Source organism: Variovorax sp. W1I1, from assembly GCF_030815625.1.
Taxonomy (GTDB): domain Bacteria; phylum Pseudomonadota; class Gammaproteobacteria; order Burkholderiales; family Burkholderiaceae_C; genus Variovorax; species Variovorax paradoxus_C.
In genome coordinates this window covers 2,481,341-2,496,921 of the sequence record NZ_JAUSWZ010000001.1, presented here as the reverse complement: position 1 = coordinate 2,496,921, position 15,581 = coordinate 2,481,341, and the positions used below count along the sequence as shown (strand labels likewise).

General features: G+C 68.1%; 15 protein-coding genes. 2 read left to right on the top strand and 13 right to left on the bottom strand.

What is annotated here, in order from left to right:
• Window positions 1-72: 72 nt before the first annotated feature.
• From QFZ83_RS11820 to QFZ83_RS11780, 9 genes are read right to left on the bottom strand one after another with little or no spacing between them, the layout of a single operon-like run.
• Window positions 73-606: a nuclear transport factor 2 family protein gene (locus QFZ83_RS11820; protein WP_307506407.1), complete on the bottom strand. Its 534-nt coding sequence runs from the start codon at window positions 604-606 to the stop codon at window positions 73-75.
• The gene (locus tag QFZ83_RS11815; RefSeq protein WP_307506405.1) at window positions 603-986 is read right to left on the bottom strand and encodes a VOC family protein; all 384 of its coding nucleotides are present in this window, start codon (window positions 984-986) and stop codon (window positions 603-605) included. Before QFZ83_RS11815 ends, QFZ83_RS11820 begins: the two co-directional genes overlap by 4 nt.
• A complete protein-coding gene (locus QFZ83_RS11810; RefSeq protein ID WP_307506403.1) occupies window positions 983-1,741 on the bottom strand; it encodes an SDR family NAD(P)-dependent oxidoreductase in 759 nt (252 codons plus the stop codon). Before QFZ83_RS11810 ends, QFZ83_RS11815 begins: the two co-directional genes overlap by 4 nt.
• A complete protein-coding gene (locus tag QFZ83_RS11805) occupies window positions 1,738-3,870 on the bottom strand; it encodes an acetate--CoA ligase family protein (RefSeq protein WP_307506401.1) in 2,133 nt (710 codons plus the stop codon). Before QFZ83_RS11805 ends, QFZ83_RS11810 begins: the two co-directional genes overlap by 4 nt.
• A gap of 1 nt (window position 3,871) precedes the next feature.
• Entirely contained in the window at window positions 3,872-4,633 is a 762-nt protein-coding gene (locus QFZ83_RS11800; protein WP_307506398.1) for an enoyl-CoA hydratase/isomerase family protein, read from the bottom strand.
• The gene (locus tag QFZ83_RS11795) at window positions 4,630-5,745 is read right to left on the bottom strand and encodes an acyl-CoA dehydrogenase family protein (protein ID WP_307506395.1); all 1,116 of its coding nucleotides are present in this window, start codon (window positions 5,743-5,745) and stop codon (window positions 4,630-4,632) included. The genes QFZ83_RS11800 and QFZ83_RS11795 overlap by 4 nt, the downstream gene beginning before the upstream one ends.
• A gap of 3 nt (window positions 5,746-5,748) precedes the next feature.
• Window positions 5,749-6,918, bottom strand: a complete 1,170-nt coding sequence (locus QFZ83_RS11790; protein WP_307506393.1) for an acyl-CoA dehydrogenase family protein — start codon at window positions 6,916-6,918, stop codon at window positions 5,749-5,751.
• Window positions 6,919-6,947: 29 nt separating this feature from the next.
• On the bottom strand, window positions 6,948-7,886 hold the full coding sequence (locus tag QFZ83_RS11785) for a flavin reductase (protein WP_307506390.1): 939 nt from the start codon (window positions 7,884-7,886) through the stop codon (window positions 6,948-6,950).
• Between the two features lie 22 nt (window positions 7,887-7,908).
• A complete protein-coding gene (locus QFZ83_RS11780; RefSeq protein ID WP_307506387.1) occupies window positions 7,909-9,000 on the bottom strand; it encodes an LLM class flavin-dependent oxidoreductase in 1,092 nt (363 codons plus the stop codon).
• Window positions 9,001-9,102: 102 nt separating this feature from the next.
• Between QFZ83_RS11780 and QFZ83_RS11775 the strand changes: the two genes are divergently transcribed.
• Window positions 9,103-10,011, top strand: a complete 909-nt coding sequence (locus QFZ83_RS11775) for a LysR family transcriptional regulator (protein WP_307506384.1) — start codon at window positions 9,103-9,105, stop codon at window positions 10,009-10,011.
• On the opposite strand, the gene QFZ83_RS11770 is transcribed toward QFZ83_RS11775, so the two are convergent.
• Window positions 10,008-10,889 carry an SMP-30/gluconolactonase/LRE family protein gene (locus QFZ83_RS11770; protein ID WP_307506382.1) on the bottom strand — a complete coding sequence of 294 codons (882 nt, stop codon included), beginning with the start codon at window positions 10,887-10,889 and terminating at the stop codon, window positions 10,008-10,010. The genes QFZ83_RS11775 and QFZ83_RS11770 overlap by 4 nt on opposite strands.
• A 139-nt stretch (window positions 10,890-11,028) precedes the next feature.
• On the opposite strand from QFZ83_RS11770, the gene QFZ83_RS11765 reads away from it, so the two are divergent.
• Window positions 11,029-11,985 (top strand): tripartite tricarboxylate transporter substrate binding protein, encoded by a 957-nt coding sequence (locus QFZ83_RS11765; RefSeq protein ID WP_307506379.1) that lies wholly within the window; start codon window positions 11,029-11,031, stop codon window positions 11,983-11,985.
• A gap of 103 nt (window positions 11,986-12,088) precedes the next feature.
• Here QFZ83_RS11765 and QFZ83_RS11760 read toward each other — a convergent pair whose 3' ends face one another.
• Genes QFZ83_RS11760 through QFZ83_RS11750 form a run of 3 tightly spaced genes read right to left on the bottom strand, consistent with a single transcriptional unit; the run spans window position 12,089 to window position 15,518 of the window.
• Complete coding sequence (locus QFZ83_RS11760) at window positions 12,089-13,093, bottom strand: tripartite tricarboxylate transporter substrate binding protein (RefSeq protein ID WP_307506376.1); 1,005 nt, start codon at window positions 13,091-13,093, stop codon at window positions 12,089-12,091.
• A gap of 11 nt (window positions 13,094-13,104) precedes the next feature.
• Window positions 13,105-14,313: a CaiB/BaiF CoA-transferase family protein gene (locus QFZ83_RS11755; protein ID WP_307506373.1), complete on the bottom strand. Its 1,209-nt coding sequence runs from the start codon at window positions 14,311-14,313 to the stop codon at window positions 13,105-13,107.
• 38 nt (window positions 14,314-14,351) lie between these two features.
• Window positions 14,352-15,518 carry an acyl-CoA dehydrogenase family protein gene (locus QFZ83_RS11750; RefSeq protein WP_307506370.1) on the bottom strand — a complete coding sequence of 389 codons (1,167 nt, stop codon included), beginning with the start codon at window positions 15,516-15,518 and terminating at the stop codon, window positions 14,352-14,354.
• Window positions 15,519-15,581 lie beyond the last annotated feature (63 nt).

The following is a 15,581-nucleotide window of genomic DNA, read 5'->3' as shown; positions in this document are numbered from 1 at the left end:
AATGAGGTGTCGAACGTTCATGGTGGTCGGGATGGTTGCTGCAAAAACAGTGTGGATCTCTTGTTGCCGGGTTCAGCCCCGGGGAATGTTCTCTAGCAATCGATAGACCATGTCGTCCGGCGCCGCGAGGCCGTTCGGTTGCCGGGGCCCGAACAGAGTCGGGTCGTCGCGTGCGAGCTCGGGCCGCGCGCGCTCCTCGATCCAGTCGTAGACCACGGTGCGGGCGGCCACGCGCCACTGGCCGGCACGTCGCTCGAAGCGGTCGACGTAGCGCCCGCACAGGAAGGTCTGTTGCGCCGGCTGCGCGGCCATGGTCTGCAGCGCAAAGAAACTGCTTTCCACCGCCGCGGTATCGCCGTGCAGTTCGATCAGCACGTTGGTGATCTGGTGCACGCGTCGCCCGCCTTGGCGCAGCTTGGCCAGGGCTTGGTCAATGAAGCCGCTGGCGCTGCCGTTCCAGGCGCCGTGGCAGTCGGTCGCATCCTCCCAATAGGCCGAACGCAGGGCCGCTTCGTCGCAGCGATCGATGCCGCGGCAGTAGCGGTAGAGGCAGTCGCGGATCGCCTCGCGGTCGATCAGCGCCTGTAACGAAGCCGGGGCGCTCATGCGCCCGGTGGCGGCGCCCGCCGGAACAGCTGAACGATGTTGCCCTCCGGGTCGCGCAGCGACAGCACCACGCCATGGCCGCCCATGTCGCGCATTCCGAGCACCTGTCCGCCCGCAGCGGTGATCCGTTCCTGCGCGCCGTCGAAGTCCTCCACTTCGAACACCATCACGAGGCCGGAGGCAGCGGGAGCCGCTTCCTCGAGGCAGGCCAGTGAGACGTTGGTGTTGCCGATGCCGTACTGGAACCAGCGCTCGCCGTCGTTGAACTTCAGCTGTAGGCCGAGCGCGGCGGTATAGAAGTCATGGAGCTTCACCGGCTGCCTCGCCGCGACGTAGACGTTCTGCAGCCGACGTGGGGCTGTCGCTTGCGCGCCGCTCACAGCGACGTCTCCGAGGCGCCGCCGTCCAGGCGCAGCACGTCCGCGTTGAAGAAGCGCGAGGCGTCGCCGGCGAGGAAACAGATGGCGTCGGCGATGTCCTCCACCGTGCCCAGGCGGCCCAGCGGCGTGCGTGCGATCCGCTTGGCATCGAGTTCGGCGTTGCGATTCCTGGCTGTGCCCTCAGTAGGCACGGCACCGGGCGCCACCGCGTTCACGCGGATGTTGCGCGCGCCGAGCTCGGCCGCCGATGCCCGGGTGATGCCCAGCACGCCGGCTTTGATGCCGCTGTAGACCACCGACCGCATGGGCGACTTGAAGGCCGCGATGGACGCCACGTTGATGATCGAGCCGCCGCGTGCCGGGTCCATGGCCTCGGCCGCCGCCTGGGTGCCCCAGATCACCGACTTGAAGCCGATTTCTACCATGCGGTCCATGACCTCGGGCGTGATCTCCGCGAGCGGCTGGTAGCGCACCCAGGCCGCGTTGTTGACCATGATGTCCAGCCGTCCCGCATCGCGCGTGAACTGCGCCACGGCTTCGCGCATGCCTTCGCGCGTCGACACATCGCAGGGCAGCCCGATGGCCTGGCCGCCCAGCGCGCGGATCTCGGCCACGGCCTCCTCCACGAATTCGGGCTTCAGGTCGTTGATGCCGACCGTGGTGCCCAGGCGGGCCATGGCGCGCGCGGTGGCGCGACCGATGCCGTGGCCGGCGCCGCTGATGAAGGCCGCTCGGCCTGAAAGAGACATCGTCATGGGTGGGCTTTCGTGAGGGGTTCGTCGGGCACCAGCAGGGCGTCGAGCGCATGCGCGCCGCGTCCCAGGTCCAGCACCACCAGGGGGTTGATATCGATCTCGGACACGCCGTCGGCATGGCGCACGGCAAATCGCGACAGCGCCGCGATGGCCTTGGCCGCCGCCGGCACATCGGCCTTGGGCCGGCCGCGCGCGCCGTCGAGCAGCGGGAAGGCCTTGAGCGACCGCAGCATGGCGGTGGCCTGCGCCTCGTCGACAGGCGCCGGCTGCAGCGCCACGTCCTTGAAGATCTCGGCGAAGACGCCGCCCAGGCCGACCATCACCATCGGACCGAACATCGGGTCCTTCTTGGTGCCCAGGATCAGCTCGACACCGCCCTGCACCATCTGCGCGACGAGCACGCCGGCGATGCGGGCCGCGGGCGCCTTCTGCGCCACGCGCGCGAGCAGGTTTTCGTATTCCTCGAGCAGTTGCGCTTCGGAACGCACGCCGACGAACACGCCGCCGACCTCGGTCTTGTGGGCGATGTCGGGCGAGACGATCTTGAGCACCAGCGGAAAACCCATCGCGCGCGCCGCGGCGAGCGTCTCGTCGCGGTTGGCGGCGATCGCCTCCCGCGGCACGGGCAGGCCGGCTTCCGCCAGCACGGCCTTGGCGCTCGCCTCGGTCGCGAAGGCCCCTGCGGCCAACGGCACGCGTTCGATGGCCGGTGCCACAGCCCGTACGTCGCCTCGCGCGCCGAAGCGCAGCAACGCCGCCAGGGTCGCGCAAGCCGCATCGATGCCTTCGACCACCGGAAAGCCCATGGCATTGAGCGTGACCCGCACCTCCTGCGGCGCACGGGCACACAGGACGATCAGGCGTGAAGGATGGTCCTTGCGCACCTGTTCCAGCGCGGCAAGGAACACATCGCGCAGCCGGGCCACATGGAAGGCATTGGCCGACTGCAGGATCAACGCATCGCAGCTGGCATCGCGCGCCACCGCATCGAGCATCTGGGCCAGGACCTCGGGCCGGCTCGACACCTGCGCCGTCATGTCGACCGGGTTGGAGGGCGCGGCGAATGGCACGACCGACAGGATGCGCTCCTGCGTCTGTGCCGCGAGCTTGGGCAGCGCCAGGCCTTGCGCGCTGGCGGCATCGGCCAGCAGCACGCCGAAGCCGCCGGAAGCCGTGAGCACGGCGACGCGGTGGCCGCCGGGCACGCGCGTCGGACCGACGACGGACAGCGCATGGCCGACTTCAAGCAATTGCTCGATGCTGGGCACGCGGATCGCGCCGCCGCTGCGCAGCACGGCATCGAACACGGCGTCGGAACAGGCCAGGGCGCCGGTGTGCGAGGCGGCCGCCTCGCTGCCGGCCTCCGAGACGCCGACCTTCAGAACCACCAGCGGCTTGCCCGCCTCGCGGGCCATGGCCATGGCCCGCGTCAGCTTCGCGCCGTCGCGGCAGGTTTCCATGCAGCACAGGATCACCGAAGTGCCGGGGTCCGCAGCGAGCGAGGCAATGGCATCGGCGATGTCCACGTCGCATTCGTTGCCGGTGGTCAGCATGCGGCTCACGCCCAGGCCGCGCTCGCCGGCCAGGCGCAGTGTGAAGCTGCCCAGGTTGCCGCTCTGCGAGACGATGCCCACCGAGCCGGCCACGGGAAAGGACGACTCCAGCGCCACCGAGAAGGTGGCGATGCTCTTGTCGGGCACGCCGATCGCGCCCAGGCAGTTGGGGCCGACCACGCGCATGCCGGTGGCCCGCGCGACATCGCCGATCTGCGCCTGCAGGCGACCGCCCTCCTCGCCCATCTCGGAGAACCCGGCCGAAAGGATGACCGCGGCCTTCACACCGCGCCGGGCGCAATCCTTCACCGCGTCGAGCACGCCCGCGGGCGGGACGGCGACCACGGCCAACTCGGGCACTTCGGGCACGTCGTCCAGGCTCGCATAGGCCGGCAGCGACTGCACGAGGCCCGCCTTGCGGTTGACCGGGTAGATGCCGCCCGCGTAGCCGTACTTCTGCAGGAACTGCAGCGGCCGGCCGCCGATCTTGGTGACGTCGTCCGACGCCCCGAAGATGGCGATCGAGCGCGGCTTGAACAGCGCGTCCATGCCGCGCCCCACTTCCACGACCGGCATCTCAGCGCCCCTTGTAGACGGGTTTGCGCTTCTCGAGAAACGCGTTGCGGGCTTCCTGCGCGTCCTCGGTGCGGGCCAGCGCCATGGTGAAGTTCTGCTCGAAGCGGTAGCCGTCGCGCTGCGGCATCAGGTCCATCATGTTGGCGGCCTGCTTGGCATAGGCGATGGCCAGCGGCGCCTTGGAGGCGATCTCCTGCGCGATCTCCATCGCCAGCGGCATCAGCTGCTCGGCGGGCACCACTTCGTCGATCACGCCGCGGCGGTACAGCTCGGCGGCCGGCACCTTCATGCCGGTGAAGAACATGCGGCGCGTGAACGAACGCCCGACCATGGTCCGCAGCATCGAGACGCCGCCCGCGAGGCCGACGTTGATCTCGGGCATGGCGAAGGTGGCGTCCTCGCTCGCCAGGAAAATGTCGCACGAGGCCATGAGGCCGAAGCCCGCGCCCAGCGCGGGGCCGTTGACGGCCGCGATCACGGGCTTGGCGCATTCGCGGATGGCATTGCCCGTCTCGCGCGTCCAGCGGTTGTGGTCGAGGAAGTCCCCGGCCTTCTCCGCGTTGGGGCGGTCCTTCAGGTCCGCGCCGGAACAGAAGAACTTGCCGGTGCCCGTGAGGACCGCCACGCGCACGTCGGTGCGCTCGGAGACCTCGTCGAAGATCTCGATCAGGCGGCGGCGCGTGGCGCGGTCCAGCGCGTTGACCGGCGGCTTGTCGAGCCGGACGACGGCGATGTGTTCGGAAACTTCCAGATTGATGCTCATCGCACACTCCCGGTTTGGTTGGAAAAAGAAAGGTGTGGCGCGCCCGCCTCCGGCGCCAGCGCGAGCAGCCGGGCGACATGCAGCAGCCGGTCGCCGTAGCGGAACTCGGAGGCGACGAGGCGCTGCGCCACGCGCGTGGCCAGCACCTCCTCGCTCACGCCCATGCCGCCGTGCATCTGGATGGCCGCTTCCGCGCAGGCGCGCGCCGACTCGGCCAGCGACACCTTGGCCAGGCGCAAGGTGCGGCGCAGATCGGGCGCGTCCTGCTCGAAGGCGTCAAAGCAATGGATCACCAGGCCCTTGGCGCCCAGGTACTTCACATACATGTCGGCCACGCGATGGCGCAGCACCTGGAAGCTCGAGAGCGCCACGCCGAACTGGCGCCGCTCCTTCAGATGGGTGACGGTCTGGCGGATGAGCGTGGCCAGCGCAGCCACCGTGTCGACGGCCGTGAGCAGCAAGGCGGCATCGGTGGCCCTGGCGCGTGCGTCACTTGCGGCGGCACCACGCGCGATGCATGCGCTCTCGGGCACGGCCAGTTGCGCCAGAACAAAGTCCGCGCCCACGCGGCCTTCCATCGTCCGGTACCGGGCCTTCGGTGCGCCGACTCTTTCGGCATCGACCAGGAAAATGGCGTCCTCGCCATCGACCTGCGCGGGCACGAGGTAGTGCGTGGCAGGCAGCGTCGCATCGACACCCTGCACCGTGCCGCTCAGCTCGTAGCCGATGTCGAGATGCGTGGCCGTCACGGCATGGACATCGGGCGTTCCCGACAAGGCCGTCAGGGGCGCCATCTGCACGCTGCCCTCGGCCACGGCCTCCAGCCAGCGCCTGGCGGTTTCGGCCCCCGCGGCCTGCAGCAGCAGCGGCACCACGGCGCAGGTCTCGACCACCGGCAACTGCAGGCCGTGCGTGGCGAGCCCCTCCACGATGGACGCCAGATCGCTCAGGCTGCCGCCGACGCCGCCGACGTCCTCGGGCACAAGGGTGGCCGTCCAGCCCAGTTCGCGCACGGGGTCGCCCTGGATCTCGAGGGCGATGTGGTCTTCGGCATAGCGGCTGGCTGCGTCCAGCAGCATGCCGGGAAAGAGCGGCGGGAAAGATGTGGTCATGACTCAGGCTCCCAGCAGTTCGTTGGCGACCACGTTGCGCTGCACCTCGGAGGTGCCGCCGGCGATGGTGCGGGCGCGCGTGAACATGTAGTTCTGGATCCAGGTGGCCTCGGGCACATCGTCCCCGGCATCCCCGTCGTCCACGAGAAAACGATGCGCGGCATCGGGGCCGACCGCATCGAGGGCGATGGTCGTCAGGCGCTGCGCGACATCGGCGCAGGTCATCTTGATGACCGAGGGCTGCACGCCCAGCGGGCGCTGGTGGATCAGGTCGTCAGTGGCCTGCGCCATCATCACGCGCGCGCCCTTCACGTCGGCTTCGCACAGCAGCAGCTTGTGGTGCAGGCCGCTGAAGTCGCGCAGCCCCGCGGCGGCGCGGCTCGCCTCCTCGACCAATTGCGTGACCTGGCGGCGCATGAGTTCCAGCCGCGCCACGTTGGCCGGCGGAAGGCGTTCGCGCTCGAGCAGGAACTTCGCGCAGGTCCAGCCCTTGCCGACCTCGCCGACGAGGTTGTCGGCGCGCACGCGCACCTCGTCGAAGAACACCTCGTTCAGGTGATGCCAGCCGTCGATCGTCCGGATGGGGCGCACGGTGACGCCCGGGGCGTCCATCGGCACCAGCAGCAGCGAGATGCCTTCCTGCTTCTTCGCTTCCTTCGACGTGCGCACCAGCATGTAGATCATGCTGGCCTCGTGGGCATGCGAGGTCCAGATCTTCTGGCCGTTGACGACCCACTCGTCGCCGTCCAGGCGCGCACTGGTGGACAGCGAGGCCAGGTCGGAGCCCGCGCCGGGCTCCGAATAGCCCTGGCACCACCAGTCCGAGCCGTCGAGGATGCGCGGCAGGAACCGCGCCTTCTGCTCGGGCGTGCCAAAGCGGATGATCACCGGGCCGATGTGGCCCAGCCCATGGTGGTACAGGGGCGGACAGTCGTGCTCGGCCATCACCTCCTCGAAGATGAGGCGCTGGCGGATGTCCCAGCCCGTGCCGCCCGCCTCGCGCGGCCAGCTCGGCGCACCCCAGCCCTGGGCGTTGAGGATCTTCTGCCAGGCCTGGTATTCGCGCTTGGTGATCTTCTGGCCGGCCGCGACGACGGCGCGGATCTCTGGCGGGCAGGCGCTGCGCACGAACGATTCGAGTTCGCGCCGGAAGCCGGCGTAATCGATGGACATCTTGTCTCCTGTGGAATATCGGAAAAGGCTCAACCCTTGCGCAGCTGCGCGATCAGCTCGTCCAGGGCGGCGGTGGCACCGGCGGCGTCGCGCCGGCGCAGGTTGTGCGCCACCTTGCGGCGCAGCGGATAGAGGTCGGGCCGCGGGCGCACCGACAGCACATGCGTCATGCGCTCGCGCAGCACGCTGGTCATGGTCTGCGCCATCAGCGTCAGCGCCTCGTTATGGCCCGCCGCGGCGATCGAGGCGAAGAACGCGCTGGCCGAGGCGATGCGCTCTTTCAGCGGCGCATCGTCGGGGTGCGCCTCGATGGCGCCGGCGGCTTCATGCACGGCGTCCAGCTCGGCCTCGGTGGCGCGCTCGCTGGCCAGGCGCAGTAACGTGCCGTAGAGCGTGCGATAGGCCTCGTCGATGTCGGCGTCGCCCAGGCGCCCTTCCACGACCAGCTTGCGCAGCGACTCCGCCAGCTTCATGTAGGCGCCCTTGTAGAACACCAGCGCCTGATCGGCCGCGCCGGCGCTCAGGTGCCGGACCTCGCCGATGAAGATGGTGTGGTCGCCGGCTTCGTGGGCCGCATGCACGCGGCATTCGAAGCTCGCGAGGCACTCGTCGATCAGTGGCATGCCCAGTGCGCCGGCGCGCCACGGCACGCCCTCGAACTTGTCTTCGACCTTGCTCGATGCGAACCGGCCCGACAGCGCGTCCTGCTGCTCCGAGAGGATGTTGATGACGAAGCCGTCCGCCGCCTGGAACGTGCCCAGCAGGCGGCTGGCATTGCGCAGGCTGAACAGCACCAGCGGCGGATCCAGCGAGACCGAGCTGAAGGAGTTGCAGGTCAGGCCGGCCGGCTGGCCGTCCGGCGTGCAGGTGGTGATGACCGCCACGCCGGTCGGAAAGCAACCGAGCAGCTGACGGAACTGGGCAGGCTCGATGGCGCAGCGGGCGCTGTCTTCGGCGGCTTCGGACATGGCGTCTCCTTCGCGTTCGGCTTCAGGCCGCGGCGAGTTCGGCCGCGACCGCAGGCCGGTGCGGCGGATCGTTGGCGATCTCCTGCTGCACCGCCGGGATGATGACCTTGCCCCACACCTCGAGCTGGCGCAGCATCGCGGCGTGATCGAAATCGCCCATCTGCGTCTGGAAGCAGTAGTGCACCGGCTTGAGCGTGCGGATCTCGTGGACCACGCGCTCGATCACCGTGTCGATGTCGCCCACCGGCAGCAGCGCGCGCATCTCGTCCAGCGTGGGCTCGCCCTCGACGATGCCTTCCTCGACCTGGTAGTCGTCGGCGATCTGCGCGGTGCGGCGCTTCAGGCTCACGGCGATGCGGCGCTGGTAGCGGGCGCATTCGAGGTAGCTTTCCACCTCGTCCTTGTTGTTGCTCGCATAGGCCGCGCGCAGCAGGCCGACCTGCACGCCCGCGGGGTCCTTGCCCTCGGCCACGGCGACCTTGTCGATGAGCGCGCGGGTGCCCGCCAGCTTCTCCAGGCCGCCGTCGCCGCCGGAGACGAACACATGGTGATCGGACTTCACGGCGCGCGACAGGAACGCCGGATCGACGCTCGTGATCCACATCGGAGGCGTGGGACGCTGCACCGCGCGTTGGCTGATGGCGCTCATCGGCTGCTGGTAGTACGCGCCGTCGTAGCTGAACTTGGGCTGCGTCAGGCCCGCCTCGAGCATGTCGAGCATCTCGAAGGTGCGGGCCTTGGCGGAGTCCAGCGACACGCCGAAACGCTCGAACTCGAACTGCTGGTAGCCCGAGCCGATGCCCAGGTTCAGGCGGCCGTTGGACAGCTGGTCGACCATCGCCACGTCGGCGATCAGGCGGGCCGGCGTGTACAGCGGAGCGACGACAATGCCGGTTCCCAGCCGGATGTTGCGGGTGACCGCGGCGCAGTGCGCGATCATGGTCAACGGCGACGAGCACATGCCGTAGTTGCTGAAGTGATGCTCGGCATACCACGCGGCACCGAAGCCCAGTTCGTCCGCCAGACGCGTCTGTTCGATGGCGTCGCGCAGGATCTGGTGGGAGGTCTTATGCTTGTTCCGCTGCTGCATCAAAATGAAGATTCCGAAATCCATCGCTGTTGCTCCTGGTTGGCTGTTTTCGATCGAGGTCCATCGTAGGAACTCGACGCCCGCGTGGATCACCAGCGAACGCACAGCTTCTTTGCGTCTTTCGAAATGAAGGCCCTCGACTCGCTGCGCATCTTTGTGGCCACCCAGCGCAAAGGCAGCCTCTCGGCCGCGGCCCGCAGCCTCAGCCTGTCGCCCGCCACCATCTCGCGGCGCATCAGCGCACTGGAAGAGGAACTGGGCGTGCAGCTGGTGGACCGCACCAGCCGCAACCTCAAGGTGACCGAAGCTGGGCAGGCCTTCCTGGAGCGGGCCGAAGCCATGCTCGAACTCATGAGCGAGGCCGAGCAGGCCGTGCACAACGCGCGCCAGCGGCCCGAAGGCCGGCTGCGCGTGCATTCGCGCACGCACATCGGCCTGCGGGTGCTCGCACCGCTGCTGCCGCGCTTCTCGGAGCTCTACCCCGACATCCGTGTCGAGCTTGAACTCTCCGAGCATCCGATCAACCTGGTGGAGCACGACTTCGACGTCGACATCCGCACGGGAGAGTCCAACGATTCGGGCTTTGTCATCAAGCGGCTGCAGTCCAGCGACGAGGTGCTCGTGGCGAGCCCCGCCTTCGTGAAGACCTACTCGCGCATCCGCCACCCCACCGACCTGCCCCAGGTGCGCTGCCTCACCTACCGGCGCGAGCGCGAGGTCATCACCTGGAAGTACATCGATCCGGCGGGCGAGCAGCAGGAACTGGCCATCCAGGGCGTACTGAGCGCGAACAACGGTGAACTCCTGCGGCTGGCCGCCATCGGCGGCATGGGCGTGGCGCTGCTGTCCGAGGCCACCGTGCGCGACGACCTGCGCGACGGTTCGCTGGTGCGGCTGCTGCCCGAATACCGTTTTGCCGTGCGGGCGTTTTCCAACGGCGTCTTCGCCGTCTTCCGGCAGAGCCGCGTGCTGCCGCTGAAGGTGCGCGCCTTCGTGGACTACGTGGCGGACGCGCTGAGAAGCGAAACGCGCTAGACGTCTGCGAAACGATCGGGCGGACGCCCCGCGGCGGGCAGGCCCGTGATCACGAACAGCCCGCCGTCCTGCGCCTTGTCGCCCTCCAGCCGCGCGCTGCGTGAAATGCTGGTCAGATACATGTCTTCCAGGCGCGGCCCGCCAAAGCAGATGCTCGTGGGGTAGCTCACCGGCAGCTCGACAAGGCGCTCCAGCGTGCCGTCCGGCGCATAGCGCGCCAGCCTGGCGGCCCGGGTCAGCACCGTCCAGAGGAACCCTTGCGCGTCGACCGTCGCGCCGTCGGGCCCGGAGTCGAAGGCGTGCGTCTTCGCGAACAGGCGCTTGTTGCGCAATGGGCCGTCGGGGTCGTAGTCGTAGGCCCAGAGGGTTCGCTCCAGGCTGTCGGCCAGGTACAGCACGCGTGCGTCGGGGCTGAAGCAAGGCCCGTTGGCAAAGCCGATGTCGTCGGCCAGGTGCTCCACGCGAAGGTCGGGGCGCAGCCGGTAGAGCCCGCCCTCCACGCGCTCGCCGGCCTGGCGATCGACGTGCATGGTGCCCGCCAGGAAGTTGCCCGCCGGATCGCATTTGCCATCGTTGAAGCGGACCTTCGGATGGTCCAAGGGAATGCGGGCCAGGTGCTCGAGCGTGCGCGTGGCGAAGTCATAGCGGGCAAAGGCCTGGCGCAGCGCCACCACGACGGCCTCGCCGCGGCATGGCGCGATCGAACCCACGGGTGCGGGCAGCAGGTGCCGCTCGGGCTCTCCGCTCCCGGGCTTCAACCGCCAAAGGGAGCCCGACAACGCGTCGATCCAGTTCAGCGCCTGCGCATCGGCATCCCAGCAGGGGCTCTCGCCCAATTGGTCCTTGGTCGTCCCGACCCGGGTGATCTTCACGGTCATCGGGCAAGTGTGCGGGCGGGCTGGCGCCCCGGCCGGCACATCGCGCAAAGCTGCTTTTCATTCCTTGCAGATCACCACCGCGAGCTGCGCCCTAGACTAAATCCAGCGTTCGATTCGAACCAGAACAGGAGACAAAAAAATGAGCTATCGCAAACTCGTCATGGGGTTGGCGCTGGGTGCCTGCGCACTCGCCCCGGCCCTCGCCCAGCAGGTGACCCGCATCGTGGTGCCCTTCGCCGCCGGCGGCGGCACCGACCAGTACTGCCGCATCCTGGCCCAGGAGCTCAACAAGCAGGGCCTGAACGTCATCATCGAGAACAAGCCCGGCGCCAGCGGCATCCTCGCGGCCGACTACGTCGCGCGCGCCAAGCCGGACGGCCAGACGGTGCTCGTGTCCTCGCTCGGCACGCTCGCGAACAACAGCGTGCTCTACGACAAGCTGCCCTACGACCCGGTGAAGGACTTCGCGCCGGTCACGCAGATCGCCTACCAGCCCGCCATCGTCGTGGGCCGCACCGACCTGCCCTACAAGAACATCAAGGAAATGGTGGCCTACGCCAAGCAGCACCCCGGCAAGATCAACCGCGGTTCGCCCGGCGCGGCCATCCTCACGAACCTGGCACCCATCGCCTTCGAAAAGGAACAGGGCATCAGCACACTGCACATTCCCTTCAACGGCGACGCGCCGGCGCTGCAGGCCCTGCTGGGCAACCAGATCGATATCCACGGCACGTCGATCACGGGATCGTTGCCCTACGTGAAGTCGGGCAAGCTGCGTGTGCTCGGCGTGATGGATTCGCAGCGCCTGCCGCAGGTGCCCGACGCGCCCACGTTCAAGGAACAGGGCTTCGACATGGAAGCCACGCTGTGGTACTCGCTCTCGGTTCCCACCGGCACGCCCAAGCCGGTGATCGACCGGCTGAACAAGGCCGTGAACCAGGTGATCGCCGACCCCGAGTTCGTGGCCCGTGCCCGCGCCATCGGCATGGAGCCGCGCGGTGGCACGCCCGAAGAACTGGCGCGGTTCATCAAGGTCGAGGCGGACCGGTGGCTCCCGATCTTGCGCAGCCTGAACCTGCCCAAGCAATCGCACTGATCCTCAAGCTCCATGCACAACGCCCCGCAACGCGAGCCTCCAAGGGCTCGGGTTCCGGGGCGTTGCTGCGATGGCGCCGGCACCCGAGGGCGCAAACCCAAAATCAGATCGAGATGTCCTTCTCCGACGCCACCTTGTTCCAGCGCTCGAACTCGCTGGCCATCCGCCGCTTCATGACTTCCGGCGGCTGGTAGGCACTGAGCGCTCCGATCGTCTCGAGCCCGCGCTTCGTGTCCGCCTCGGCCAGGATGCGGCGCAGCTCCGAATCGAGCCGGGTCACGACGGCGGCCGGCGTGCCGTTGGGCACGATCAGCCCGCTCCAGCTGCTCACGTTGAAACCGGCGAAACCTTGCTGCGCGATGGACGGCACCTCGGGGAGGAAGGCCCGGGCATCGGCGGAGCCTAGCGCCAACGCCTTGAGGCGCCCGCTGCGGATGTGCGGCATGGCCGCCACCAGGTCGACGAACATGGCGCCGATCTGCCCACCGAGCAGGTCGGTGATGGCGGGCGCACTGCCCTTGTAGCCCACGTGCTGCATCGGAAAGTCGCCCATGTCCTTGAGTTGCTCCATCGCCAGGTGGCCGATGCTGCCCGAGCCCGCGGTCGAGTAGTTGACCGGCTGCGCCTTGGCCGCCGCGATGAACCCCTTGAGATCGTTCACGCCCGGCAGCACCAGCGGGTTGATCATCAAGACCAGCGGCAGGTCGTAGACCGACGACACGCAGGTGAAATCCTTGCGCACGTCGTACTGGTTGTTCCTGTAGACGATCGGTGCCACCAGCGCGGGCATGCCGAACATGGACACCGTGTAGCCGTCGGGCGCCGACTTGATCAGCGACGCGGTCCCGATGGACCCCGAGGCGCCGGGACGGTTGTCCACGATGACGGGCTGGCCGAGCGCCCCGGCCAGCTTCTGGGCGATCAGGCGCGCCGTCGCATCGGTCGGGCCGCCGGCCGGGAAGGCCACGACCATGCGAACGGTTTTCTCGGGCCAGCTGCCCGCCGCGTTGGCGCGGCCGGCCAGCGACGCCAGCCAGGGCGCCGCCCCGACCGCGAGGCACGACTTCAGCAAGAGCCGGCGCGAGTCGGCGGATTCGGTTGCGCGCATACGGTGTTCCTTCATTTGATGACGCTTCTCTGGCTCAGGGAATCGAGTTGGGCCTCGCCCATGTCGAGCAGTTCACGCAGCACTTCGGCCGTATGCTCCCCCAGGTGCGGCGGGTGGTGGCGCACGCCCGCGCGTGCGCCATCGATGATGTAGGGCGGCGCGTGGACGGCCTGCGGCCCCGCCTGCGTGTCTTCGAAGCGGTGCCAGACCTGGGTCTGCGCGGTCCGGTCGGACTGCAGCGCGTCATAGAGGCCGAGCACCTGACCGCAGGGAATGCCCGCCGTGTTCATGCGCGCGATGAGATCGGCGCGCGGGAACTGCCCGATCTTCGCCAGCAGGAGCGGCAGCAATTCATGCCGGTGCTTGGAGCGCTCGGTGTTGGTGGCGAACTTCGGATCGACCGGCAGCTCGGGACAGAAGATCACCTCGTCACAGAACTTCCTGAACTGGCCGTTGTTGCCGACCGCGATCACCACCGGGCCGTCCGCGGCCTCGAACACGCCGTAGGGCACGATCGACGGATGCGAGTTGCCGAACTTGGCGGGGTCACCCTTGTTGAGCCAGGCGGTGAGCCCGTAGTACGAGGTGATCATCATCCCGCTGTCGTACAGCGACATCTGGATGTGGCGCCCCTCACCGGTGCGCGTGCGTTCGAAGAGCACGGCCAGGATGGCCTGGGCCGAGTACATGCCGGTGAACATGTCCACTGCGGCAATGCCGAACTTCAAAGGGCCCTGACCTTCTTCGCCGTTCATGGCCATCAAGCCGGTTTCGCCCTGGATCACGAGGTCGTAGCCCGGCCGCGCCTTTTCCTCGCTCAGCACCGAGTAGCCCGAGATCGAACAGTAGATGAGCTTCGGGTTGATGCTGCGCAAGTCTTCGTAGCCCAGGCCCATCTTCTGCGCGCCGCCGTACTTGAAGTTCTGGATGACCACATCGCACTGCGCCGCGAGCTTGCGCACGATGTCCTGGCCCTCTTTGTCCTGCAGGTCCACGCAGATGGAGCGCTTGTTGCGGTTGCAGCTGTTGAAGTAGGACGTGTTGTGGCTGCCGATGCGCACGCCCCAGTCGCGCGTGTCGTCGCCGCGCTCGGGATGCTCGACCTTGATCACGTCGGCGCCCAGGTCGGCCAGCGCCATGCCGCACAGCGGGCCGGCCATGACCCGCGACAGGTCCAGCACACGCACGCCGGCAAGAGGTTGCATGGAAGGGTGGTTCATTCGGTGGTATTCCTCGGATCTGGCGTGGTGCAGCTCGCTCATTCGCCCAGGCGATAGCCGGTCGCAGCGATGGTGCGCTTGGCGATGTTGAGCTGGTGGATCTGGCTCGTGCCTTCGTAGAGGCGGAACAAGCGGACGTCGCGGTAGAAGCGCTCGATGGGATGGCCGTGGATGAAACCCGTGCCGCCCAGCATCTGCACGCAGCGGTCCGCCACGCGCCCGCACATCTCCGAAGCGAAGTACTTGCAGATCGACGCCTGCATGGTCACGTCCTCTCCGGCGTCGCGCTGGCGCGCGGTCTGCAGGATCAATGCCCGTGCGGCCTGGATTTCGGTCTGGCAGTCGGCGATCAACGCCTGCACCAGCTGGAAGCCGGCCACCGGCTGGCCGAATTGCCGACGCTGGCAGGTCCACGCGACAGCCTCATCCAGCATGCGGATCGCTGGACCCGTGCACAGCGCCGCAAGATGGATGCGCTGCTTGTTGAGCACCTTCATGGCCGTCTTGAAGCCCATGCCCTCCACGCCGCCGATGATGCTGGCGGCCGGCACGCGGCAGTCGGTCAGATGCACCTCGGACACCGGCGATCCGGCCTGCCCCATCTTGCGGTACGGCTCGCCGGTTGCGAGCCCGGGCGTTCCGCGCTCGATCAGGAAAGCCGAAATGCCACGGGCGGACCGATCCTTCGGATCGGTGCGCGCCATCACGGTGAACAGCCCCGCGATCGGCGCATTGGTGATGAAGCACTTGGTCCCGTTGAGCACGTAGTGATCGCCGTCGCGTACGGCGCTCGTCGTCAACGCGGTCGCGTCCGAGCCGGCATCGGGCTCGGTCAGCGCGAACGCACCGGTCAGGGCACCGCTGGCCAGCAACGGCAGGTAGCGGGCCTTCTGCTCGCGCGTGCCGTCTGCGACCAGCGCCTCGGAGCCGATGCCGGTATTGGTGCCAACCCGCGCCCTGAAAGCCACGGAGGCTTGCGACAGTTCCATCGCGGCGAGCACCAGTTCTTCGGTCGTCATGCCGCCGCCGTTCCACTCCTGGGGAATGGACCAGCCGAAGAAGCCACGGCTCGCCAGGTCGTCGACGAGGTCGGCAGGCACTTCGTCCAGTTGTTCGACCTGCGCCTCGCGCGGAATCAGTTGCTCGCGCACGTAGCGCCGCAACGTGCCCAGCGTGTCATCGAACGCAGAAGGATCTCGGATCATGTGTTCTCTTCCCAATGAAGGCATGCGGCATGCCCTGTTCGTGATTGATCGTGCCCTGTCCTG

Coding starts and splice junctions, on each gene's coding strand:
- QFZ83_RS11810 (WP_307506403.1), bottom strand. CDS start 1,741: ATGACGATGTCTCTTTCAGGCCGAGCGGCCTTCATCAGCGGCGCCGGC.
- QFZ83_RS11785 (WP_307506390.1), bottom strand. CDS start 7,886: ATGTCCGAAGCCGCCGAAGACAGCGCCCGCTGCGCCATCGAGCCTGCC.
- QFZ83_RS11770 (WP_307506382.1), bottom strand. CDS start 10,889: ATGACCGTGAAGATCACCCGGGTCGGGACGACCAAGGACCAATTGGGC.
- QFZ83_RS11790 (WP_307506393.1), bottom strand. CDS start 6,918: ATGTCCATCGATTACGCCGGCTTCCGGCGCGAACTCGAATCGTTCGTG.
- QFZ83_RS11765 (WP_307506379.1), top strand. CDS start 11,029: ATGAGCTATCGCAAACTCGTCATGGGGTTGGCGCTGGGTGCCTGCGCA.
- QFZ83_RS11775 (WP_307506384.1), top strand. CDS start 9,103: ATGAAGGCCCTCGACTCGCTGCGCATCTTTGTGGCCACCCAGCGCAAA.
- QFZ83_RS11755 (WP_307506373.1), bottom strand. CDS start 14,313: ATGAACCACCCTTCCATGCAACCTCTTGCCGGCGTGCGTGTGCTGGAC.
- QFZ83_RS11780 (WP_307506387.1), bottom strand. CDS start 9,000: ATGGATTTCGGAATCTTCATTTTGATGCAGCAGCGGAACAAGCATAAG.
- QFZ83_RS11750 (WP_307506370.1), bottom strand. CDS start 15,518: ATGATCCGAGATCCTTCTGCGTTCGATGACACGCTGGGCACGTTGCGG.
- QFZ83_RS11760 (WP_307506376.1), bottom strand. CDS start 13,093: ATGCGCGCAACCGAATCCGCCGACTCGCGCCGGCTCTTGCTGAAGTCG.
- QFZ83_RS11805 (WP_307506401.1), bottom strand. CDS start 3,870: ATGCCGGTCGTGGAAGTGGGGCGCGGCATGGACGCGCTGTTCAAGCCG.
- QFZ83_RS11800 (WP_307506398.1), bottom strand. CDS start 4,633: ATGAGCATCAATCTGGAAGTTTCCGAACACATCGCCGTCGTCCGGCTC.
- QFZ83_RS11820 (WP_307506407.1), bottom strand. CDS start 606: ATGAGCGCCCCGGCTTCGTTACAGGCGCTGATCGACCGCGAGGCGATC.
- QFZ83_RS11795 (WP_307506395.1), bottom strand. CDS start 5,745: ATGACCACATCTTTCCCGCCGCTCTTTCCCGGCATGCTGCTGGACGCA.